The following is a 19096-nucleotide window of genomic DNA, read 5'->3' as shown; positions in this document are numbered from 1 at the left end:
TCAGATGACCTTCAGGGCCCGAAGGCTCGAGGCGGCGGCGGTGACCGCCTCCTGGGGCGAGCGGAACTTCTGGCCCAGGATTTCGCGCGCCTTGGTGTTCGAGACCTGTCGGGGGAAGCCCAGGTCCGGCAGCACAGCCCTCAGGCGATTATCGAATATGGCCAGGAGCCGCACCAGGAAATCGGGCATTTCCCCGCGCGGGACCTTCTTCGACAGATCTGGCAGCGCCTTGGCAACCATAGCCGCCACGTCGATGAGCCGAACGAAGCCGTTGGCGGTGATGAAGCGCTGGCCGGCCGCGCCTGGGGTGATCATGGCGAGGGCGTGGGTCGCCGCCACGTCGCGCACGTCGCTGACAGGGAAGGCAATCTTGGGTGCCAGCGGATAGGCGCCGGTGCCGATCAGGCGGATGACTTCGACCGAGGTCGAAAGGTCGGTGTCGGGAGCCGGGCCGAGAACGAAGGCGGGATTGATCGTCGCCAGCTCGGGCGCCCCCGGCGTCGAAGTCACGTAGTCCCATGCTGCGCGCTCGGCGAGCGTCTTGGAAATGGTGTAGGGCGAGATATCCGGGCGCTTTGGATTGGTCCAATCGGTTTCGTCGAACACATGCCCGCGCTCGGCTTCCGGCCAGGGCGTGGTTATGGCGACGATGGAGGACGTCTGCACCACGCGCTTGACGCCCGCCTTGGTCGCGGCTTTCAGCACCCGCAGCGTCCCCTCGCGCGCGGGCTGCACAAGCTCGTCGACGTGCTTCACGGGGCGGATCGGAAAGGGCGAGGCGACGTGCACGACGAAGGTGCAGCCGGCGATGGCATCGTCCCAATTGTCATCGCTGATAAGATCAGCGGGGACGAGCTTCACGTTATCGAGGGGGGCACCTGCGCTGGCGATGCCGCGCAACACCTCTTGCTCGCGCGCGAAATTGCGTATCGTGCCGCGCACCTCGTATCCCTGGCGGACGAGTTCGGCGATGACGTGCTTGGCGATGAAGCCGGAGGCGCCGGTGACCAGAACCTTCTGCGAAGACATATGCGATCCCTAGCTGAAGCCCATCGTCAGCGCACTGCCCTGTTCGGCCGGCGCCCGCCACCAATAATGGCCCCTTCGGGCCGCCGGAACTGTAATTGTGGGAACTGCGCTAATCCGTACGGGATGGGTTGCCATTATGGCGACATGGATCAGGTAAGCGACTGCCGGTAGGCACTGGGCGGCATGCCGGTCCATCGGCGGAAAGCGCGGGTGAAATGCGCTGCGTCGGAGTAGCCGAGCTCCAGGGCAATCTCAGTGATGGCGGTGCCATGATCGCCGAGGCGCACAATCGCCCGACGGCACAACGACTGCTCGACGAGTTCCCCGAACGAGGTGCCGTTGCGCTCGAGTAGCCTTTGCAGCGACCGGCGGCTCAGTCCCATCTTGGCGGAGACCCAATCGACGCGCGGATAGTCCTCGTGCAGGGCGAGGTCGACGACGGCGCCGATGGTGGCGAGGGCATCTCGTTCGGGCGGCAGCTCTGCCTCCGGTGCCCCCTCGCCTTCTGCACGGTTTACAGCCGTACGCGGGCAATCCAACAAGGCTGCGTTGAAGCTCACGGCGGTCACAGCATGGCCGTGCGAGATATTGCATCGGAAGACATCTTCCAGCGGAGCGCGCCTTTCGCTTTTCGCCAGAGCTGTGAAAACCGTGTTCGGATGCCAGCTGGCACCTGCGTAAGAGCGGATGACATCGATCATGTAGCTGATGCCCAACAGCTCGTTGTGATGTCGGCCCTCACATTCGGGCTCGACGAACTCGATGGACCACAGGGCTGATTCATCCGTTTGCGTGAAGCGCAGCACAGTTGCCGTTTGAAGCATGACGCCGATGCCGGCGTGAGCGCGCCTGATGGCCTCACGCAATGTCGGGCCGGCGCACGCCCATGCGCCGAAGCGGCTCAACTCGCGCGAGCGCACGACCTGACCCAGGCGGGCGCCGAAGAAGTCGTCGCCAGTTTCGCGGGCGGCGCGCTCGAGCAGGCGGAATTGCTCTCGCAGCGGAACGACCAGGTCGCGGTGCTCAAGAAGGGCAAAAGGCAGGTCCACGTCATTGAGGACGCGCGTGATCGAGCCGCCCTGCCTATCCATGAACTCGGCGATCGGTCCCAAAGCGCTGGCGCGGGTAACGCCGGATATACGGAGTGCCATGCGATAGACCCACAGCGGCCGCGACGGATGTGGCACAAAATGGCAAGCGAGAGCCGCGGCAACAATTCACGTTGGCGTCAGCGGGAGAGCAGCCCTTAAGGCCACTTGGGAGGCCGCGTAGGGCGGATGCGCCGGCAAGCCAACGCAGAAAGGCACCGAAATGACGACGACCCTTCCCTTCGATACGCGCAATGTGAGCTGGCATACCCTCGAAGGGTTCCCGCACATCGCCTATCACATCTGTGCCGTGGACGAGACGAAACGCATCGTCGACATCCTATTCAAGTTCGACGCGCACTCGAAGATCGCCACGCACCGGCACAAGTGCGACTACGTCACTGTCATCCTGCAGGGTGAGCTGCGCATCTATCGCGCGAACGGCGAATTGAAAGAGGTGCGGCCGGTGGGGAGCTATGTCGCAACTCCGGGCGACGGCGAGCCGCATACCGAGGGCGGCGGTGACCAGGACGTGATCGCGTTCTTCAGCAACCGGAACGTCGACAACCTCGTCTACGAGATCCTCGACGACAGCCTCAACGTCGTGGCGACTCTGGGCATGGCCGAGTTCAAAGCATTGCTCGAAGCGCAGGATGCGCAGGCCTCGGCGGCGTGAGGATTGCGCCAGCCAAGAGCCGCATCGTCTGAGCAATGAAAAAAGCCGGCGCGATTGGCGCCGGCTTTATTCGTGTGATGGTCGCGGTCCTCGCATCCCAGCCGGGATGCGGCGCGAAAGATCAGCCTTCAGACTGGGCGGCGGCGAGAGCAGCCTCGTGGCGCTCTTTGTCTTCCTTGCCCTTGATCGAGGTGTCGCGGTCAACCAGCTCGATGACGGCGCGCGGAGCGCTGTCGCCGTAGCGGAAGCCAGCCTTCACGACGCGCGTGTAGCCACCGGCGCGATCCTTGTAGCGCGGCCCGAGCACGTCGAAGAGCTTCTTGACCATGTCCTCGTCGCGCATGCGCGAGGCGGCCAGGCGGCGCGAGTTCAGGTCGCCGCGCTTGGCGAGCGTGATGTACTTGTCTATGACGCGCTTCAGGTCCTTCGCCTTCGGCAGCGTGGTGACGATCTGCTCGTGCTTGATGAGAGCGGCCGCCATGTTGGAGAACATGGCCTGGCGGTGGCCGACGTCGCGGCTGAAACGCCGCCCGAGCTTTTTGTGGCGCATTGTGTCTTTCCCTTACGTTGTGCAATGGGGGGTTCTTCGGCCCCTCCTTGATTGCCTTGGTCGTCAAAAATGAGCGTGGCGGCAGTTGACCTCTCAAGAGATCCTGCCGCCTACGCCCGGCTTAGTACTGATCCTCGAAGCGCTTGGCCAGCTCTTCGATGTTGTCCGGCGGCCAGTTCGGCACTTCCATGCCGAGGTGCAGACCCATGGAGGCCAGAACTTCCTTGATCTCGTTGAGCGACTTGCGGCCGAAGTTCGGCGTGCGCAGCATCTCGGCCTCGGTCTTCTGAATGAGGTCGCCGATGTAAACGATGTTGTCGTTCTTCAAGCAGTTGGCCGAGCGGACGGAAAGCTCGAGCTCGTCGACCTTCTTGAGGAGGGCGGCGTTGAATGCGAGCTCGGGGTGACGCGTCTCTTCGACGGCCTTCTTGGGCTCCTCGAAGTTGATGAAGACGGCGAGCTGGTCCTGCAAGATGCGTGCGGCAAGCGCGATCGCATCCTCGGGCTTCACCGAGCCATCCGTCTCGACGGTCATGGTCAGCTTGTCATAGTCGAGGATCTGGCCCTCGCGGGTGTTCTCGACCTTGTAGGAGACCTTCTTGACCGGGGTGTAGAGGCTGTCGACCGGGATCAGGCCGATGGGAGCGTCCTCCGGGCGGTTGCGATCGGCCGGGACGTAGCCCTTGCCCATGTCGGCCGTGAACTCCATGCGGATGGCTGCGCCCTGGTCAAGGGTGCAGATCACGTGCTCGGGGTTGAGGATCTCGACGTCGGGGCCGGCCTCGATGTCCTTGGCGCGGACGGGACCGCCGCCTTCCTTCTTGAGGACCATGCGCTTCACGCCTTCGGAGTGAATGCGCAGCGCGATCTCTTTGATGTTGAGGACGATGTTGGTGACATCCTCACGCACGGACGGGATCGAGGAGAACTCGTGCAGCACGCCGTCGATCTGGACGGTCTTGATGGCGGCGCCCTGCAGCGACGACAGCAGCACGCGGCGGAGCGCGTTACCGAGCGTCATGCCGAAGCCGCGCTCGAGCGGCTCGGCGACGACCGTCGCAACACGATTGCGATCACGGCCCGACGCTACATCGAGCTTGTTCGGCTTGATCAGATCCTGCCAGTTCTTCTGTAGAACGTTCACCACGGGGTGCCTCGCTACCTGGACGCCTGCGCCGGGGGTGGCAGGCGAATTGAATTCAGAATGCGACAGCGCACGCTTCGGAGCGGCGCACGGCGGGACGGAATCCTCGTCCCGCCGGAAGAGTGTTAGACGCGACGACGCTTGCGCGGGCGGCAACCGTTGTGCGGGATCGGCGTCACGTCGCGGATCGAGGTGATCTGGAAGCCTACCGACTGCAGCGCGCGGAGCGCCGACTCACGGCCGGAGCCGGGACCGCACACCTCGACCTCGAGGATCTTCATGCCGTGCTCCTGAGCCTTGCGGCCAGCATCCTCGGCAGCGACCTGGGCGGCGTACGGCGTCGACTTGCGCGAGCCTTTGAAGCCCTTGGTGCCCGACGAAGACCAGGCAATCGTGTTGCCCTGAGCATCGGTGATGGTGATCATGGTGTTGTTGAACGACGCGTTGACGTGCGCGACGCCCGAAGTGATGTTCTTCTTTTCGCGGCGACGCACCTTGGCGCGTCCTCCAGCAGCGGTTGTATCCTTGGCCATCCGTCGTCTCTCCAGAGGCCGCCGTGCGGCCCGTCATGCGAATTTCGTCAAAACCGAATAGGGACAGCCGAGGAGGCCGCCCCTGATGAACCGATTAGGCTTTCTTCTTGCCAGCGATCGGCTTGGCCGGACCCTTGCGGGTGCGCGCGTTGGTGTGCGTGCGCTGGCCGTGAACGGGCAGGCCCTTACGGTGACGCAGGCCGCGGTAGCAGCCGAGATCCATAAGGCGCTTGATGTTGGTGATGACCTCGCGGCGCAGGTCGCCTTCGACGAGATAATCGCGATCGATCGTCTCGCGAATCTGCAGCACTTCGGCGTCCGTCAGCTCGTTGACACGCCGCTCGGCAGGAATGCCGACCTTGGTGCAGATGTCGGTGGCGAACTTCTCACCAATGCCATGAATATACTGCAGCGCGATCACTACGCGCTTCTGCGTCGGAATGTTGACGCCTGCGATACGGGCCACACGTTTCTCCTGAGGTATCGATTGCCGCCGGCTTGAGGCTCGCCGCCCCCGACGCGGCAATCCCGCTGCTTTTAGTGGTTAGAGTTCATGCGCCAAAAACGCACCTCTCCAGCCCGACTGTTTCCAGTTCGGGCGGCTGCGAGCGTGCGTTAAGAACGCGGTGTTGTACCGAAGCACTACGTCTCCGTCAATTGGCCGATAATGGTTTTTTTAGGGTGCGACGCCGCTGTTCAGAACGTCGTCCAGTTGAGCTGCGACTTCCGGGATCGGGGCCATGCCATCGACACAGCTCAGTTTTCCCTTGGCGAAATAGTAACCAATCAGCGGCGCGGTCTCGCGATAGTACGCCATCAGCCGCTTCTTCAGGGCTTCGGCGTTATCATCGCTGCGCGGCACGCCGCCGGCGGCAATCGTCTCACGCGCCCGGTTCTCGATTCGGGCAGCGAGTGCGTTGTCATCCACCTTCAGCTCGATGACGGCATCGAGCTTCTTGCCTTGGAAGCCGAGCAGCTCATCGAGCGCGGCGGCCTGCTTCAGGGTGCGCGGGAAGCCGTCGAGAATGAAGCCGTTAACGCAGTCGGGTTCCTTGATCCGCTCGGCGATGATCTTGATCACCACCTCGTCGGGCACAAGGCCGCCAGCCTCCATGATGGCGCTGGCTTCAAGGCCCACAGGCGTACCGGCCTTCACCGCCGCCCGGAGCATATCGCCCGTTGAGAGCTGAACCAGCCCTCGCCGCTTTGCAAGATTCTCGGCTTGCGTTCCTTTGCCGGCTCCTGGTGGACCCAGCAGGATCAAGTTCATCTCCGCCCTCGCCCCGTCGCGCCTCTTAGCTTGGCCTTCTTGATAAGGCCTTCGTACTGGTGCGCGAGCAAATGGCTCTGCACCTGTGCCACGGTATCCATCGTGACGCTCACCGCGATGAGCAGCGAGGTGCCGCCAAAGTAGAACGGCACACCCGCGTAGGAAATGAGTATTTCAGGCAATACGCAGACCGCGGCGAGGTAGAGGGCGCCGACGACGGTAATGCGCGTCAAGACGTAGTCGATGTATTCGGCCGTCTTCTCACCAGGGCGGATGCCAGGCAGGAAGCCGCCGTACTTGCGCAGGTTGTCTGCGGTCTCCTTCGGATTGAAGACGACGGCGGTGTAGAAGAAGGCGAAGAAGATGATCAGCGCCACATAAAGAAGGATGTGGAGCGGCTGGCCGGTGCCGAGCGCTGCCGTAAGCTCGTTCAGCCAGCTCGGGCCCTGGCCCGCGGTGAACTGAGCGGCGGTGATCGGCAACAACAGCAGCGAGGAAGCGAAGATCGGCGGAATGACGCCCGCGGAGTTCAGCTTCAGCGGAAGGTGCGAGGAATCGCCCTGGAACATGCGATTTCCGACCTGTCGCTTAGGATACTGGATCAGAAGCCGGCGCTGTGCGCGCTCCATGTAAACGATGGCGGCTACGACGGCCAGCATCAGCGCAAGGAGAGCGAGCAGCAGGCCAACCGACAGCGAGCCCGTGCGGGCCAGCTCGAAGAGACCGACGAGCGCCACGGGCAATCCGGCGACGATACCTGCGAAGATGATCAGCGAGATGCCGTTGCCAACGCCGCGCTGCGTGATCTGCTCGCCGAGCCACATCAGGAACAGCGTTCCGCCAACCAGCGTTATGACGGTGGTGATGCGGAAGAACCAACCGGGCTCGATAACGACGGGGCCAGCAGCGCCGCTCGATCCCTCAAGGCCGATAGCGATGCCATAAGCCTGGAAGGCTGCGAGCACCACCGTGAGGTAGCGCGTGTACTGGTTGATCTGCTTGCGACCCTGCTCGCCTTCCTTTTTCAAGGCTTCGAGCTTGGGCGACATCGAACTCATGAGCTGCATGATGATCGATGCCGAGATGTACGGCATGATGTTGAGGGCGAAGATCGCCATACGCTCGACGGCGCCACCCGCGAACATGTTGAACATGCCGAGAATGCCGCCGGCGTTCGCGTGGAAGGTCTGCGCGAATGCCGTCGGATTGATGCCGGGCAGCGGAATGAATGTTCCGAAGCGGTAGACGATGAGCGCGCCGAGCGTGAAATAGATGCGGCGCTTAAGATCCTCGGCCTTGGCGAAAGCGCCAAAGTTGAGATTGGCGGCTAGCTGCTCGGCAGCGGATACCATTGTTCGTTCTCCCGACCTTCGCGCCCCTGGCAGTGGGCCGCCCTGTGGTTGTCCCCTCGCCTAAGATGGGAGCACGCCCCGGGTGCGACAACGCCGCCTGATATACTAGCGTCGGCGGCGAGCGCTGCCGACGCCTATCTGCGCCAAGGTTTATTCCTCGCCGGCTCCGGCAGGCTTCTTGGCGCCCGAAGCGCTCTTCTTGGCCGCCGTCTTCTTGCGCTTCGCCTCGTCCGCGGGAAGCACTTTCTTTTCGATCAGCGTGATCGTGCCGCCGGCCTTCTCGATAGCCGCGCGGGCGGTGGCCGAGGCATGATCGACGGTGAGGGCGACCTTTGCCGTGATCTCGCCGTCACCGAGGAGGCGCAGGCCATCCTTGGCGCGGCGGAGAATGCCAGCCTCGATCAGTGCCTCGAGGTTCACCGGCTTGCCGGCGTCAAGACGCTTATCAGCGATCGCCTGCTGCAGCGTGCCGACGTTGATCTCGTTGTAGTCCTTGCGGCGCCACTTGTTGAAGCCACGCTTCGGCAAGCGACGATGCAAAGGCATCTGGCCGCCTTCGAAGCCTCCGATGGCAACGCCGGTGCGAGCCGTCTGGCCCTTGCCACCGCGGCCACCCGTCTTGCCGACGCCGGAACCAATGCCGCGGCCGACGCGCAGGCGTTCCTTGCGCGAGCCGTGCTTGTCCTTGATCTCATTGAGCCGCATCGGACCCTAGCTCCTTCAGGATTTCTTGCCCGCCGGCGCATCTTCGATGATGCGCACGAGATGCGGAACCTTGTTGATCATGCCGCGGATTGCCGGAGTGTCCTCCAGCTCGCGCCGACGGTGCAGCTTGTCGAGGCCGAGGCCGCGCAGCGTCTGCGTCTGGATTTCCGGGCGACGGTTGGCGCTAGCGATCTGCTCGACGGTGATGGTCTTCTTAGCCATGGCTCTCGTTCCTTGCGTATGCCGCGCGTGAAGCTTTACGCCTCGGCGGCGGCCTCGCCAGCAGCCGATCCGTCACGGCGGCGCGAGACGATCTCGCTCACCTTCTTGTTGCGACGGGCGGCAACGGCACGCGGGTTCTCCTGATGCTTCAGGGCATCAAAAGTTGCACGCACCACGTTGTAGGGGTTGGTCGAGCCGAGCGACTTGGCGACGACGTCGTGCACGCCAAGCATCTCGAACACGGCGCGCATAGCACCACCGGCGATGATACCGGTACCGGCCGGGGCCGAGCGAACCACGACCTTACCAGAGCCGTGACGGCCCTCGCTGTCGTGATGCAGCGTGCGAGCATCGCGCAGCGGCACGCGCAGCAGCGAACGCTTCGCGGCCTCGGTGGCCTTGCGGATGGCTTCCGGCACCTCGCGGGCCTTGCCATGACCGAAGCCGACGCGACCCTTGAGGTCGCCCACGACCACGAGCGCGGCGAAGCCGAAACGCTTACCGCCCTTCACGACCTTGGCGACGCGGTTGATGTGAACGAGCTTCTCGGTGAACTCGCTATCGCGCTCTTCGCGATCGCGACCGCCGCGGTCTCTTCCTGGGGCACGTGCCACGATGCAATCCTCTTCGCTTAGAAGTTCAGGCCGCCTTCACGTGCGGCGTCGGCCAGCGCTTTCACGCGGCCATGATAGATGAAGCCGCCGCGATCGAAGACGACGTCCTTGACGCCGGCCTTGATGGCGCGCTCGGCAATGAGCTTACCAACGGCAGCCGCAGCCGCCTTGTCGGCGCCGGTCTTCAGCGACGACTTGAGATCCTTCTCAAGCGTCGATGCGGCGGCGAGCGTCTTGCCCTGGGCATCATCGATGACCTGGACATAGATGTTCTTCGAGGAACGATGCACCGACAAGCGCGGGCGTCCCGTCGAATTCGCCTTGAGCGTGCGACGGACGCGGGACTTGCGCCGATCAAAGAGTTTCGTGAGCGCGTTCATAGCCTGGCGTCCTTATTTCTTCTTGCCTTCCTTGCGGAAGATATATTCGCCCTGGTAGCGAATACCCTTGCCCTGGTAGGGCTCGGGCGGGCGAGAAGCGCGGATGTTGGCTGCCACCTGGCCGACGAGCTGGCGGTCGATGCCGGACACCGTGATGATTTCCTGCTTGGCGCCGGAAACCTTCACTTCCACGCCTGAGGGGATCTGGTGGACGACATCGTGGCTGAAGCCGATGTTGAGCTGCAGCTGATCCTTGCCCTTCATCGCGGCGCGGAAACCGACGCCCTGGATTTCCAGGGTGCGCGAGTAACCGTTGGTCACGCCACCGATCAAGTTGGAGATCATCGTGCGCGACATGCCCCACATGGAGCGTGCGAGCTTCGTCTCGTCGGTCGGCGTCACCTCGATGCCGGCGTCGGTCTTTTCGACCTTGATCTGGTCTGGAACCGTAAAGGCGAGCTCGCCCTTGGGCCCTTTGACCTTGACCTCTCGACCATTGACAGTCGCCGTCACATTGGACGGGACCGGGACTGGTTTTTTGCCGATACGTGACATTGTCGTTCCAAAGCCTTGAAGCGCGCCCGCTCACAGCGGGCCGCGGATTAGAAGATGCTGCAGAGAACCTCGCCACCGACGTTCTCTTCGCGCGCTTTCGAGTCCGACATCACGCCCTTGGGCGTGGAGAGGATCGCAACGCCGAGGCCGTTGGCGACAGTCGGGATGTCGCGCACCGGCGAATAGACGCGGCGGCCCGGCGTCGAAACGCGCTGGATCTCGCGGATAGCGGGTTGGCCGTTGTAGTACTTCAGCTCGATCTCGAAGACCGGCAGAGCACCCTTCTGCTCAACGCGCGAGTAGCCGCGGATATAGCCTTCCTCTTCGAGCACGTCGAGGACGCGCGCGCGGATGTTGGAAGCCGGGGTCACGACTTTCGGGCGGCGACGCATCTGCGCATTGCGGATGCGTGTGAGCATATCGCCCAGAGGATCGTTGATCGACATTGTGCAGTCCTCCCGCTTACCAGCTCGACTTGACCATGCCGGGGATCAGGCCCTGGCTCGCCAGGTCGCGCAGCTGGTTGCGGCACATCCTGAGCTTGCGGTAGTAGCCGCGCGCACGGCCGGTGAGTTCGCACCGGTTGCGAATGCGCGTGGGCGATGAGTTGCGCGGCATCTCGGCGAGCTTGATGCGCGCAGCGAAGCGCTCCTCAGCGGGACGCTTGAGGTCGTTCGCAATCGCCTTGAGGCGCTTGCGCTTCTCGGCCTTCTGGGCCGACAGGCGGCGGCGCCTGTTGTTCTTTTCTACCGAGCTCGTCTTAGCCATTTAAATTCCTCCAAAGGCCTTTCGGGTCAGCCCGAGGTCCTCTAGCTGCGAAACGGGAAGTTGAAGCCGCGAAGGAGCTCGCGAGCCTCGTCGTCGTTGGTTGCCGACGTGCAAACGATGATGTCCATACCCCAGATCTGGTCAACCTTGTCGTAGTCGATCTCGGGGAACACGATGTGCTCCTTCAGACCGCAGGCATAGTTGCCGCGACCATCGAAGCTCTTCGGGTTCAGACCGCGGAAGTCCTTCACGCGCGGCAGCGCGATGGTGACCAAGCGATCAAGGAACTCGTACATGCGGTCGCCGCGCAGCGTCACCTTGGCGCCGATCGGCATGCCTTCGCGCAACTTGTAGGTTGCGATGGCCTTGCGTGAGCGCGTCTGCACAGGGCGCTGACCGGAGATCAGGGCGAGGTCGCCCGCTGCGCTATCAACCTTCTTGCGGTCGTTGACGGCTTCGCCAACGCCCATGTTGAGAACGATCTTCTCGATCTTCGGCACCTGCATGACGTTCGCGTACTTGAACTTCTCTTGCAGGGCGTCGCGCACGACCTTCTCGTAGTGAGACTTCATGCGCGGCCTGTAGTCGGCAGGACGCGGCGCAGCAGGAGCGCGCGGCTCCTTGGAAGCTGCGGCCTTCTTGCCTACCTTTGCGGCCTTGGCCGGCGCGCCACCCTTGGGGGCACCTTGACCCTTTGCCGGTTTGTCTTTCTCAGCCATGACTTAGTGTCTCTCCGGAATGACTTCGCCCGAACGCTTGGCGAAGCGAACCTTCTTGCCGTCGTCAAGGAACTTGAAACCGATGCGGGTCGGCTTGCCGTCCTTGGGATCCTCGAGCGCCAGATTGGAAATGTGGATCGGCGCTTCCTTGGAAATGATGCCGCCTTCCTGCTGGGCAGTCTGGCGCTGGTGACGACGAACTACGTTGACGCCACGGACGACCGCCCGCTGCTCCTTGGGGAGCATCTCAACGACTTCGCCGTGCTTGCCCTTGTCGCGGCCGGCGATGACGATCACGTGATCGCCTTTCTTGATTTTCAACGAGGCCATTACAGCACCTCCGGCGCGAGCGAAACGATCTTCATGTGGTTTTTCGAGCGCAGCTCGCGGGTGACCGGCCCGAAGATACGAGTGCCGACCGGCTCGCCCTGTGCGTTGATCAGCACGGCGGCGTTGCGGTCGAAGCGGATCAGCGAGCCGTCCGGACGACGCACGCCTTTGGCGGTGCGCACGACGACGGCCTTCATCACCTGGCCCTTCTTAACGCGACCCTTCGGAATGGCTTCCTTGACCGAGACGACGATGATGTCGCCAACAGTCGCGTACTTGCGCTTCGAGCCACCCAGTACTTTGATGCACTGAACGCGGCGCGCGCCCGAATTGTCAGCGACGTCGAGATTGGTCTCCATCTGGATCATCGCGTCTTCCCTTTCCAACTACCGCCCGCGGGCGGCGCCTCATCTTTAAGCGGGCTTATCGCCCAAATTCATCAGCCAGCGTCGGTCAGAACGACCCAACGCTTGTTCTTCGAGATCGGCGCGCTCTCAACGATTTCGACGCGGTCGCCAACCTTGAAGGCGTTCGCTTCGTCATGAGCGTGATACTTTTTCGTGCGACGCACGGTCTTCTTGAACAGCGGGTGGGTGTAGCGGCGTTCGACCTCGACTACCACCGTCTTGTCGTTCTTGTCGGAGACGACCACGCCCTGCAGCACGCGTTTCGGCATCGTAATTACTCCTTGGCGCTCTTGGTGCCGCCGGCGCGCTTCTGGCGCGCAATGGTCAGCAAGCGGGCGATGTCACGGCGCACGGTGCGCACGCGCGAGGTGTTCTCAAGCTGGCCGGACGCCCGCTGAAAGCGCAGGTTGAACTGCTCCTTCTTGAGCTTCTGCAGCTGATCGTCGAGCTGATCGAGGGTCAAATCCCGAAACGCTTCCGCGCTCATCGCCTTAAATCCTTCGTCCTGTCTTTAGCCGACGCGCGTCACGATACGCGTCTTGATCGGCAGCTTGGCAGCGCCAAGCACGAGTGCCTCACGTGCAATCTGGTCGGGCACGCCATCGAGCTCGAACATGATGCGGCCCGGCTTGACGCGCGCGCACCAGTATTCGATCGAGCCCTTGCCGGACCCCATGCGAACTTCGGCCGGCTTCTTCGTCACCGGAACATCCGGGAAGATGCGGATCCAGACGCGGCCAGCACGCTTCATGTGACGCGTGATGGCGCGACGGGCGGCCTCGATCTGCCGGGCAGTGACGCGCTCGGGCTCAACGGCCTTGAGACCATGCGAGCCGAAGTTGAGCGCCGTGCCACCCTTGGCTTCGCCGTGGATGCGACCCTTAAAGGTCTTACGGAATTTCGTCTTTTTGGGCTGCAGCATAACTGTCTGTCCTTGTCAGCGTGCGAGACGCTGCTTCATGCCTTCTCTGCGCCTTCACCACCGCTCGTGGCCTCAGCGGCCGGAGCGGGAGGAGGTCCGCGACGGTCGCGGCGGTCGCCACGATCCCCGCGGTCACCACGGTCTTCACGGCGCGGGCGTCCGCCGCCACCGCTCTCCTGCAGCTCGGTGTTCTTCTTCTCCGAGGCCATGGGGTCATGCTCCATGATCTCGCCTTTGAAGATCCAAACCTTGATGCCGATGATGCCGTACGCGGTACGGGCAACACCGTAGCCGAAGTCGATGTCGGCGCGCAGCGTATGCAGCGGCACGCGGCCCTCGCGGTACCACTCGGTGCGGGCGATTTCAGCACCACCGAGACGGCCGGCGACGTTGATACGAATGCCGAGTGCACCGAGACGCAGAGCCGACTGCACCGCGCGCTTCATGGCGCGGCGGAAAGCGACGCGGCGCTCGAGCTGCTGAGCGATCGTTTCGGCGACCAGCGTGGCGTCGATTTCCGGCTTGCGGATCTCGACGATGTTGAGGTGCACCTCGCTATCGGTGAAGCGGGCAAGCTCGCTGCGCAGCTTCTCGATGTCGGCGCCCTTCTTGCCGATGAGAACGCCGGGGCGTGCAGTGTGAACGGTCACGCGGCACTTCTTGTGCGGACGCTCGATCACCACCTTGGCAATGCCGGCCTGGCGGCGCTGCTTCAGGATGTGCTCGCGCATGCGCATGTCTTCGTGCAGCAGGCGTCCGTACTCACCACGGCCAGCGAACCAACGGCTGTCCCAGGTGCGGTTGACGCCGACGCGCAAGCCGACCGGATTGACCTTCTGACCCATTATGCAGTCTCCTTGGCGGCCGAAGTCGCCTTGCCGCCCTTGGCGGACTTACCCTTAGATTTCTTCGCGCCCGCCTCGGCTTCCTCTTCCGCCTTCTGGCGGACGATGACGGTGAGCTGTGCGAACGGCTTCTCGATCGAGCTGGCACGGCCGCGGCCACGCGCTGCGAAGCGCTTCATGACCAGGTTCTTGCCGACGAAGGCCTCGGAGACGACCAGATCGTTGACGTCCAGCCCGTGATTGTTCTCAGCGTTGGCCACCGCAGACATGACGCACTTCTTGACGTCCTGCGCGATGCGCTTGCGCGAGAATTCGAGATCGGCCAGCGCCGTGTCGACCTTCTTGCCGCGGATAAGACCGGCAACCAGGTTCAGCTTGCGCGGAGAGACGCGCAAGTTCCTGGCCACAGCCTGTGCCTCAGCTTCGGAGAGCCTGCGCTCGTGTTTCGGCTTGCCCATTTACGTTCGCCTCAGCTCTTATCTGCCCTTGGTGGCTTTCTTGTCGCCGCCGTGTCCGGGGAACGAACGCGTCGGGGCGAACTCGCCAAACTTGTGGCCGATCATGTCCTCGGTCACAGCGACCGGGACGTGCTTGTGTCCATTGTGAACGCCGAACGTCAGGCCGACAAAGTGCGGCAGGATCGTCGAACGGCGGCTCCAGATCTTGATGATCTCGTTGCGTCCAGACGTGCGCACCTTCTCAGCCTTCTTGAGAAGATAGCCGTCGACGAACGGGCCTTTCCAAATTGAACGTGACATAACGTGTCTCCTCGTCGCCGCCGGTTACTTCTTCTTCTTCGCCTGACGGCCGCGGATGATGTACTTGTCGGTCGCCTTGTTCTTGCGGGTCTTGTAACCCTTGGTCGGCTTGCCCCAGGGCGTGGCCCAGTGCTTACCACCGTTGGTACGACCGCCGTTCGGGTGATCGATCGGGTTCATGGTGATCGAGCGGACCGTCGGACGGCGACCCTTCCAGCGCGTGCGGCCAGCCTTGCCGGTGACCTCGTTGGAGTGGTCGGGGTTCGAGACGGCGCCGATGGTGGCCATGCACTCGGCGCGGACGCGACGCGTCTCGCCAGAGTTGAGCTTCAGAACGGCCCAGCCACTGTCGCGGCCGACGAGCTGAACGAAGGAACCAGCGGAGCGGGCAATCTGGCCGCCGCGGCCGGGCTTCAGCTCGACGTTGTGAACGATGGTGCCGATCGGCATGGAGGCCAGCGGCATAGCGTTGCCGGGCTTCACGTCGACCTTTTCGCCGGCGACAACCTGATCGCCGACAGCGAGGCGCTGCGGAGCCAGGATGTAGGACAGCTTGCCGTCCTGATACTTGATCAGGGCGATAAAGGCCGTGCGGTTGGGATCGTACTCAATGCGCTCGACCTTGGCCGGCGTATCGAAGCGGCGGCGGCGGAAGTCGACGAGACGATAGGACTGCTTGTGTCCACCGCCGATGTGACGCGTGGTGATGCGCCCGTCGTTGTTGCGGCCACCCGACTTGGATTTGCCTTCGACCAACATCTTTACCGGCGCGCCCTTCCAGAGCTGCGAACGGTCGACCAGCACCAGATGGCGCAGGCCGGGAGAAGTCGGACGGAATGTCTTCAGTGCCATGGTCGTTTCCTCGGGTCCGTATCCTTAGAGGCCCGTTGCGATGTCGATGTGCTGGCCTTCGACAAGGGTCACGATCGCCTTTTTCGCGTCGCTCTGCAGCGCGCGGTGGCCCTTGAAAGTCTTCAGCTTGCCCTTGCGGACGAGCGTGTTGACAGCCTTCACCTTGACCTTGAACAGAGTCTCGATGGCCTCTTTGATCTCCTTCTTGGTCGCCTTGGGGGCGACGTTGAAGATCACCTGGTTAGCTTCCGAGACGAGCGTCGACTTTTCGGTGATGACCGGAGAGACGATGACGTCGTAAGCGGTACGCTTCTTCATCAGTTGCTCTCCCCGGCGCCAGCGCCGTTGGTTGCGCCCGCGAAACGCTCTTCGAGCGCGGCGATGGCGGCCTTGGTCAACACCAGCTTGCGGCGGCGCAGGATGTCGTAGACGTTGATGCCCTGAACCGGCAGCACATCGATGTTCGGCAGGTTGCGGGCAGCACGCACGAAGTCGGCCTGCAGCTCGGCGCCGTCGATGATGAGAACGTTGGTCCAGTCGAGCTTGGCGAACTGATCGCGCAGTGCGCTCGTCTTGCCGTCGTTCGATTCCGCCTTGTCCAGCACGATGACCTCACCGGCCTGGTGCTTTGCCGAGAGAGCGTGACGCAGCGCAAGCGCGCGCACCTTCTTCGGCAGCTCGATGGCATGATCGCGCGGCTTGGGGCCAAAGGCCTTGCCGCCACCACGCCACTGCGGGACCGACTTGTCGCCGTGACGGGCGCCGCCGGTACCCTTCTGCTTGTACATCTTCTTGCCCGTGACGTTCACTTCGGAACGGTCCTGGGCGTGGTGCGTGCCAGCGCGCCGCTTGGCGAGCTGGTAGCGCACCATGCGCTGGATCAGGTCGGGCCGCGGCTTGAGGCCGAAGATGGCCTCCGAGAGCTCGACCGTGCCAGCCTTCGAAGCCGCCAGCGTGGTGACATCAGCTTTCATCACCCTTACTCCTTCGCCACAGCGGCTTCAGCGGCAGCGCCGCGAGCCTTGAAGGCGCCAGGACGCGGGGCGTCCTTGTGCGGCTGCTTCAGGACAGCGTCGCGCACCAGCACCCAGCCCCCCTTGGAACCGGGGACGGCGCCGCGCACCATGACAAGACCACGATCGACATCCGTCTTGACGACGACGAGGTTCTGCGTGGTCACGCGCTCGGAACCCATGTGGCCGGCCATCTTCTTGCCCTTGAACACCTTGCCGGGGTCCTGGCGCTGACCGGTCGAACCGTGGCTGCGGTGGCTGAGCGACACGCCGTGCGTTGCGCGCAGACCGCCGAAGTTCCAGCGCTTCATAGCGCCCTGGAAACCCTTGCCCTGGTTGGTGCCCGTCACGTCGACGAACTGGCCGGGGACGAAGTGGTCGGCGGTGATCTCCGCACCCACCTCGATCAGGTTCTCGGGGGTGACCCGGAACTCGACCAGCTTGCGCTTAGGCTCGACCTGGGCGACGGCGAAGTTCTGCCGATCGGCCCTGGTGAGGCGCGAAGGCTTACGCTTGCCGGCGCCGAGCTGCAGCGCGGTGTAGCCGTTCTTGTCGTTGGTGCGGTGAGCGATGACCTGCACGTTTTCCAGCTTCAACACAGTCACCGGGATGTGCTCGCCGGCGTCTGTGAAGATGCGGGTCATGCCCACCTTCTGTGCAATTACCCCGGAACGCATGAGAGCATTCCTTCCTTCTTAAATCTCGGAGCCCTGGCGACCGCCGCCTGCCCCATTTGACCTTAGAGCTTGATCTCGACGTCAACGCCTGCGGCGAGGTCGAGCTTCATAAGAGCATCGACCGTCTGCGGCGTCGGATCGACGATGTCCAAAAGGCGCTTGTGGGTGCGCATTTCGAACTGGTCGCGGCTCTTCTTGTCGATGTGGGGAGAGCGGTTGACGGTGAACCGCTCGAACCGCGTCGGCAACGGAATAGGTCCGCGCACCTCAGCGCCGGTGCGCTTCGCCGTGTTGACGATCTCCCGCGTCGAGGCATCGAGGATTCGATGGTCGAATGCCTTGAGCCGGATGCGAATGTTCTGGCCGTTCATTTCCCGCACTCTTTCAAAAGGAAGAAGCGCCCGCCGGGCGGGCGCTTCCTCGCTTCATGCCCTTATTCAGTGATTTTGGCGACGACGCCGGCGCCGACCGTACGACCGCCTTCACGGATAGCGAAGCGGAGCTTCTCTTCCATGGCGATCGGGGTGATCAGCTCAACGTCCATCGTCACGTTGTCGCCCGGCATGACCATCTCGGTGCCCTCGGGAAGCGTGACAACACCGGTCACGTCCGTCGTGCGGAAATAGAACTGCGGGCGATAGTTAGTGAAGAACGGCGTGTGGCGGCCACCCTCTTCTTTGGTGAGGATGTAGGCCTCGGCCTTAAACTTCTTGTGCGGCTTCACGGAGCCGGGCTTGCACAGCACCTGGCCGCGCTCGACGGCTTCCTTGTCGATGCCGCGAAGGAGGCAGCCGACGTTGTCGCCAGCCTGGCCCTGATCGAGCAGCTTGCGGAACATCTCGACGCCGGTGACAGTCGACTTCTGCGTGTCCTTGATACCGACGATCTCGACTTCCTCGCCAACCTTAACGATGCCGCGCTCGATACGGCCGGTGACGACAGTGCCGCGACCCGAGATCGAGAACACGTCTTCGATCGGCATGAGGAACGGCTGGTCGATCGGACGCTCCGGCTGCGGAATATATTCGTCGACGGCGTCCATCAGCTTCATGATGGCTTCCTTGCCGAGCTCGGGCTTCTTGTCCTCGAGCGCCATCAGAGCCGAGCCCCTGACGATCGGGATGTCGTCGCCGGGGAACTGGTAGGACGACAGCAGCTCGCGGAGCTCCATCTCGACGAGATCGATCAGCTCAGGGTCGTCGACCATGTCGACCTTGTTGAGGAACACGACGAGAGCGGGAACGCCGACCTGACGGGCGAGAAGGATGTGCTCGCGGGTCTGCGGCATCGGGCCGTCAGCAGCCGAGCAAACGAGGATCGCGCCGTCCATCTGCGCAGCGCCGGTGATCATGTTCTTCACGTAGTCGGCGTGGCCTGGGCAGTCGACGTGCGCATAGTGACGCTTGTCGGTCTCGTACTCGACGTGCGCGGTCGAGATCGTGATTCCGCGCTCACGCTCCTCGGGAGCCTTGTCGATCTGGTCGTAAGCGAAGAACTGCGCCTTGCCCTGCTCGGCGAGGACCTTCGTGATCGCGGCGGTCAGAGACGTCTTGCCGTGATCGACGTGGCCGATCGTGCCGATGTTGCAGTGCGGCTTGGTCCGCTCAAATTTTGCCTTGGCCATAGTGGCTCTCCACTTCAGTTATCGGTCTCCTGGGAGACCGGGTCTTGGTTTACTGAACCCGCC

General features: G+C 63.1%; 30 protein-coding genes and 1 pseudogene. 1 reads left to right on the top strand and 30 read right to left on the bottom strand.

Annotated features, from left to right (window positions below):
• On the bottom strand, nt 1-1029 hold the full coding sequence (locus ACP15D_RS01275) for an NAD-dependent epimerase/dehydratase family protein (protein WP_424955759.1): 1029 nt from the start codon (nt 1027-1029) through the stop codon (nt 1-3).
• A gap of 149 nt (nt 1030-1178) precedes the next feature.
• Nucleotides 1179-2180: an AraC family transcriptional regulator ligand-binding domain-containing protein gene (locus ACP15D_RS01270; RefSeq protein WP_424955758.1), complete on the bottom strand. Its 1002-nt coding sequence runs from the start codon at nt 2178-2180 to the stop codon at nt 1179-1181.
• Nucleotides 2181-2340: 160 nt separating this feature from the next.
• Here ACP15D_RS01270 and ACP15D_RS01265 point away from each other — a divergent pair, with 160 nt between their 5' ends.
• On the top strand, nt 2341-2793 hold the full coding sequence (locus ACP15D_RS01265; RefSeq protein WP_424955757.1) for a regulator: 453 nt from the start codon (nt 2341-2343) through the stop codon (nt 2791-2793).
• A 121-nt stretch (nt 2794-2914) separates the two neighbouring features.
• Here the strand turns inward: ACP15D_RS01265 and rplQ are convergent, their stop codons facing one another.
• From rplQ to tuf, 28 genes and pseudogenes are all read right to left on the bottom strand, one after another.
• A complete protein-coding gene (gene rplQ / locus ACP15D_RS01260) occupies nt 2915-3343 on the bottom strand; it encodes a 50S ribosomal protein L17 (RefSeq protein WP_424955756.1) in 429 nt (142 codons plus the stop codon).
• Between the two features lie 121 nt (nt 3344-3464).
• A complete protein-coding gene (locus ACP15D_RS01255; RefSeq protein WP_424955755.1) occupies nt 3465-4487 on the bottom strand; it encodes a DNA-directed RNA polymerase subunit alpha in 1023 nt (340 codons plus the stop codon).
• A 125-nt stretch (nt 4488-4612) separates the two neighbouring features.
• On the bottom strand, nt 4613-5020 hold the full coding sequence (gene rpsK, locus ACP15D_RS01250) for a 30S ribosomal protein S11 (RefSeq protein WP_072377453.1): 408 nt from the start codon (nt 5018-5020) through the stop codon (nt 4613-4615).
• A 94-nt stretch (nt 5021-5114) separates the two neighbouring features.
• The gene (gene rpsM / locus ACP15D_RS01245; RefSeq protein WP_424955754.1) at nt 5115-5486 is read right to left on the bottom strand and encodes a 30S ribosomal protein S13; all 372 of its coding nucleotides are present in this window, start codon (nt 5484-5486) and stop codon (nt 5115-5117) included.
• Nucleotides 5487-5696: 210 nt separating this feature from the next.
• Nucleotides 5697-6290, bottom strand: a complete 594-nt coding sequence (locus ACP15D_RS01240) for an adenylate kinase (RefSeq protein ID WP_424955753.1) — start codon at nt 6288-6290, stop codon at nt 5697-5699.
• Nucleotides 6287-7642 carry a preprotein translocase subunit SecY gene (gene secY, locus ACP15D_RS01235; RefSeq protein ID WP_424955752.1) on the bottom strand — a complete coding sequence of 452 codons (1356 nt, stop codon included), beginning with the start codon at nt 7640-7642 and terminating at the stop codon, nt 6287-6289. The genes ACP15D_RS01240 and secY overlap by 4 nt, the downstream gene beginning before the upstream one ends.
• 150 nt (nt 7643-7792) lie before the next feature.
• Nucleotides 7793-8347 (bottom strand): 50S ribosomal protein L15, encoded by a 555-nt coding sequence (rplO, locus tag ACP15D_RS01230; RefSeq protein ID WP_424955751.1) that lies wholly within the window; start codon nt 8345-8347, stop codon nt 7793-7795.
• A 15-nt stretch (nt 8348-8362) separates the two neighbouring features.
• A complete protein-coding gene (gene rpmD, locus ACP15D_RS01225) occupies nt 8363-8569 on the bottom strand; it encodes a 50S ribosomal protein L30 (protein ID WP_072377443.1) in 207 nt (68 codons plus the stop codon).
• A gap of 35 nt (nt 8570-8604) precedes the next feature.
• Complete coding sequence (gene rpsE, locus ACP15D_RS01220; RefSeq protein WP_072377442.1) at nt 8605-9183, bottom strand: 30S ribosomal protein S5; 579 nt, start codon at nt 9181-9183, stop codon at nt 8605-8607.
• A gap of 17 nt (nt 9184-9200) precedes the next feature.
• The gene (gene rplR, locus ACP15D_RS01215; protein WP_072377440.1) at nt 9201-9563 is read right to left on the bottom strand and encodes a 50S ribosomal protein L18; all 363 of its coding nucleotides are present in this window, start codon (nt 9561-9563) and stop codon (nt 9201-9203) included.
• Between the two features lie 12 nt (nt 9564-9575).
• Nucleotides 9576-10118 carry a 50S ribosomal protein L6 gene (rplF, locus tag ACP15D_RS01210; protein ID WP_424955750.1) on the bottom strand — a complete coding sequence of 181 codons (543 nt, stop codon included), beginning with the start codon at nt 10116-10118 and terminating at the stop codon, nt 9576-9578.
• A 47-nt stretch (nt 10119-10165) separates the two neighbouring features.
• On the bottom strand, nt 10166-10564 hold the full coding sequence (rpsH, locus tag ACP15D_RS01205) for a 30S ribosomal protein S8 (RefSeq protein WP_072377436.1): 399 nt from the start codon (nt 10562-10564) through the stop codon (nt 10166-10168).
• Between the two features lie 16 nt (nt 10565-10580).
• Nucleotides 10581-10886 (bottom strand): 30S ribosomal protein S14, encoded by a 306-nt coding sequence (gene rpsN, locus ACP15D_RS01200; protein ID WP_072377434.1) that lies wholly within the window; start codon nt 10884-10886, stop codon nt 10581-10583.
• Nucleotides 10887-10927: 41 nt separating this feature from the next.
• On the bottom strand, nt 10928-11605 hold the full coding sequence (gene rplE, locus ACP15D_RS01195) for a 50S ribosomal protein L5 (RefSeq protein WP_424955749.1): 678 nt from the start codon (nt 11603-11605) through the stop codon (nt 10928-10930).
• Between the two features lie 3 nt (nt 11606-11608).
• Nucleotides 11609-11935 carry a 50S ribosomal protein L24 gene (gene rplX / locus ACP15D_RS01190; protein WP_424955748.1) on the bottom strand — a complete coding sequence of 109 codons (327 nt, stop codon included), beginning with the start codon at nt 11933-11935 and terminating at the stop codon, nt 11609-11611.
• Entirely contained in the window at nt 11935-12303 is a 369-nt protein-coding gene (rplN, locus tag ACP15D_RS01185; protein WP_072377428.1) for a 50S ribosomal protein L14, read from the bottom strand. The genes rplX and rplN overlap by 1 nt, the downstream gene beginning before the upstream one ends.
• 71 nt (nt 12304-12374) lie before the next feature.
• Entirely contained in the window at nt 12375-12611 is a 237-nt protein-coding gene (rpsQ, locus tag ACP15D_RS01180) for a 30S ribosomal protein S17 (protein ID WP_424955747.1), read from the bottom strand.
• A 5-nt stretch (nt 12612-12616) separates the two neighbouring features.
• Nucleotides 12617-12829, bottom strand: a complete 213-nt coding sequence (rpmC, locus tag ACP15D_RS01175) for a 50S ribosomal protein L29 (RefSeq protein WP_072377424.1) — start codon at nt 12827-12829, stop codon at nt 12617-12619.
• Between the two features lie 24 nt (nt 12830-12853).
• Nucleotides 12854-13264, bottom strand: a complete 411-nt coding sequence (gene rplP, locus ACP15D_RS01170) for a 50S ribosomal protein L16 (protein WP_424955746.1) — start codon at nt 13262-13264, stop codon at nt 12854-12856.
• Between the two features lie 35 nt (nt 13265-13299).
• On the bottom strand, nt 13300-14109 hold the full coding sequence (gene rpsC, locus ACP15D_RS01165) for a 30S ribosomal protein S3 (RefSeq protein WP_424955745.1): 810 nt from the start codon (nt 14107-14109) through the stop codon (nt 13300-13302).
• 77 nt (nt 14110-14186) lie between these two features.
• Nucleotides 14187-14567 (bottom strand): annotated as a pseudogene (rplV, locus tag ACP15D_RS01160) (50S ribosomal protein L22); the annotation flags it as partial.
• A gap of 18 nt (nt 14568-14585) precedes the next feature.
• Nucleotides 14586-14867, bottom strand: coding sequence for a 30S ribosomal protein S19 (gene rpsS, locus ACP15D_RS01155; protein WP_424955744.1), 282 nt, complete (start codon nt 14865-14867; stop codon nt 14586-14588).
• 24 nt (nt 14868-14891) lie between these two features.
• Nucleotides 14892-15719, bottom strand: coding sequence for a 50S ribosomal protein L2 (rplB, locus tag ACP15D_RS01150; protein WP_424955743.1), 828 nt, complete (start codon nt 15717-15719; stop codon nt 14892-14894).
• Nucleotides 15720-15743: 24 nt separating this feature from the next.
• Nucleotides 15744-16037, bottom strand: coding sequence for a 50S ribosomal protein L23 (locus ACP15D_RS01145; protein ID WP_072377412.1), 294 nt, complete (start codon nt 16035-16037; stop codon nt 15744-15746).
• A complete protein-coding gene (gene rplD / locus ACP15D_RS01140) occupies nt 16037-16693 on the bottom strand; it encodes a 50S ribosomal protein L4 (protein ID WP_424955742.1) in 657 nt (218 codons plus the stop codon). Before rplD ends, ACP15D_RS01145 begins: the two co-directional genes overlap by 1 nt.
• Before the next feature lie 5 nt (nt 16694-16698).
• Nucleotides 16699-17409 (bottom strand): 50S ribosomal protein L3, encoded by a 711-nt coding sequence (gene rplC, locus ACP15D_RS01135; RefSeq protein WP_424955741.1) that lies wholly within the window; start codon nt 17407-17409, stop codon nt 16699-16701.
• A 62-nt stretch (nt 17410-17471) separates the two neighbouring features.
• Nucleotides 17472-17780, bottom strand: coding sequence for a 30S ribosomal protein S10 (rpsJ, locus tag ACP15D_RS01130; protein WP_072377406.1), 309 nt, complete (start codon nt 17778-17780; stop codon nt 17472-17474).
• Between the two features lie 62 nt (nt 17781-17842).
• Nucleotides 17843-19033: an elongation factor Tu gene (gene tuf / locus ACP15D_RS01125; protein WP_072377404.1), complete on the bottom strand. Its 1191-nt coding sequence runs from the start codon at nt 19031-19033 to the stop codon at nt 17843-17845.
• Between the last annotated feature and the right edge of the window lie 63 nt (nt 19034-19096).

The sequence above is a fragment of the Hyphomicrobium sp. 1Nfss2.1 genome, from assembly GCF_965243865.1.
In the GTDB taxonomy this organism is placed as follows: Bacteria; Pseudomonadota; Alphaproteobacteria; order Rhizobiales; family Hyphomicrobiaceae; genus Hyphomicrobium_A.
The sequence above is the reverse complement of the archived record's forward strand: the minus strand, read 5'-3'. Positions and strand labels throughout refer to the sequence as shown.

Excerpts from the sequence above, each read along its gene's own strand:
- ACP15D_RS01275 (WP_424955759.1), bottom strand. The coding sequence starts at position 1,029 with ATGTCTTCGCAGAAGGTTCTGGTCACCGGCGCCTCCGGCTTCATCGCC.
- ACP15D_RS01270 (WP_424955758.1), bottom strand. The coding sequence starts at position 2,180 with ATGGCACTCCGTATATCCGGCGTTACCCGCGCCAGCGCTTTGGGACCG.
- ACP15D_RS01265 (WP_424955757.1), top strand. The coding sequence starts at position 2,341 with ATGACGACGACCCTTCCCTTCGATACGCGCAATGTGAGCTGGCATACC.
- rplQ (WP_424955756.1), bottom strand. The coding sequence starts at position 3,343 with ATGCGCCACAAAAAGCTCGGGCGGCGTTTCAGCCGCGACGTCGGCCAC.
- rpsK (WP_072377453.1), bottom strand. The coding sequence starts at position 5,020 with ATGGCCAAGGATACAACCGCTGCTGGAGGACGCGCCAAGGTGCGTCGC.
- ACP15D_RS01240 (WP_424955753.1), bottom strand. The coding sequence starts at position 6,290 with ATGAACTTGATCCTGCTGGGTCCACCAGGAGCCGGCAAAGGAACGCAA.
- secY (WP_424955752.1), bottom strand. The coding sequence starts at position 7,642 with ATGGTATCCGCTGCCGAGCAGCTAGCCGCCAATCTCAACTTTGGCGCT.
- rplO (WP_424955751.1), bottom strand. The coding sequence starts at position 8,347 with ATGCGGCTCAATGAGATCAAGGACAAGCACGGCTCGCGCAAGGAACGC.
- rpmD (WP_072377443.1), bottom strand. The coding sequence starts at position 8,569 with ATGGCTAAGAAGACCATCACCGTCGAGCAGATCGCTAGCGCCAACCGT.
- rplR (WP_072377440.1), bottom strand. The coding sequence starts at position 9,563 with ATGAACGCGCTCACGAAACTCTTTGATCGGCGCAAGTCCCGCGTCCGT.
- rplF (WP_424955750.1), bottom strand. The coding sequence starts at position 10,118 with ATGTCACGTATCGGCAAAAAACCAGTCCCGGTCCCGTCCAATGTGACG.
- rpsH (WP_072377436.1), bottom strand. The coding sequence starts at position 10,564 with ATGTCGATCAACGATCCTCTGGGCGATATGCTCACACGCATCCGCAAT.
- rpsN (WP_072377434.1), bottom strand. The coding sequence starts at position 10,886 with ATGGCTAAGACGAGCTCGGTAGAAAAGAACAACAGGCGCCGCCGCCTG.
- rplE (WP_424955749.1), bottom strand. The coding sequence starts at position 11,605 with ATGGCTGAGAAAGACAAACCGGCAAAGGGTCAAGGTGCCCCCAAGGGT.
- rplX (WP_424955748.1), bottom strand. The coding sequence starts at position 11,935 with ATGGCCTCGTTGAAAATCAAGAAAGGCGATCACGTGATCGTCATCGCC.
- rplN (WP_072377428.1), bottom strand. The coding sequence starts at position 12,303 with ATGATCCAGATGGAGACCAATCTCGACGTCGCTGACAATTCGGGCGCG.
- rpsQ (WP_424955747.1), bottom strand. The coding sequence starts at position 12,611 with ATGCCGAAACGCGTGCTGCAGGGCGTGGTCGTCTCCGACAAGAACGAC.
- rpmC (WP_072377424.1), bottom strand. The coding sequence starts at position 12,829 with ATGAGCGCGGAAGCGTTTCGGGATTTGACCCTCGATCAGCTCGACGAT.
- rplP (WP_424955746.1), bottom strand. The coding sequence starts at position 13,264 with ATGCTGCAGCCCAAAAAGACGAAATTCCGTAAGACCTTTAAGGGTCGC.
- rpsC (WP_424955745.1), bottom strand. The coding sequence starts at position 14,109 with ATGGGTCAGAAGGTCAATCCGGTCGGCTTGCGCGTCGGCGTCAACCGC.
- rpsS (WP_424955744.1), bottom strand. The coding sequence starts at position 14,867 with ATGTCACGTTCAATTTGGAAAGGCCCGTTCGTCGACGGCTATCTTCTC.
- rplB (WP_424955743.1), bottom strand. The coding sequence starts at position 15,719 with ATGGCACTGAAGACATTCCGTCCGACTTCTCCCGGCCTGCGCCATCTG.
- ACP15D_RS01145 (WP_072377412.1), bottom strand. The coding sequence starts at position 16,037 with ATGAAGAAGCGTACCGCTTACGACGTCATCGTCTCTCCGGTCATCACC.
- rplD (WP_424955742.1), bottom strand. The coding sequence starts at position 16,693 with ATGAAAGCTGATGTCACCACGCTGGCGGCTTCGAAGGCTGGCACGGTC.
- rplC (WP_424955741.1), bottom strand. The coding sequence starts at position 17,409 with ATGCGTTCCGGGGTAATTGCACAGAAGGTGGGCATGACCCGCATCTTC.
- rpsJ (WP_072377406.1), bottom strand. The coding sequence starts at position 17,780 with ATGAACGGCCAGAACATTCGCATCCGGCTCAAGGCATTCGACCATCGA.
- tuf (WP_072377404.1), bottom strand. The coding sequence starts at position 19,033 with ATGGCCAAGGCAAAATTTGAGCGGACCAAGCCGCACTGCAACATCGGC.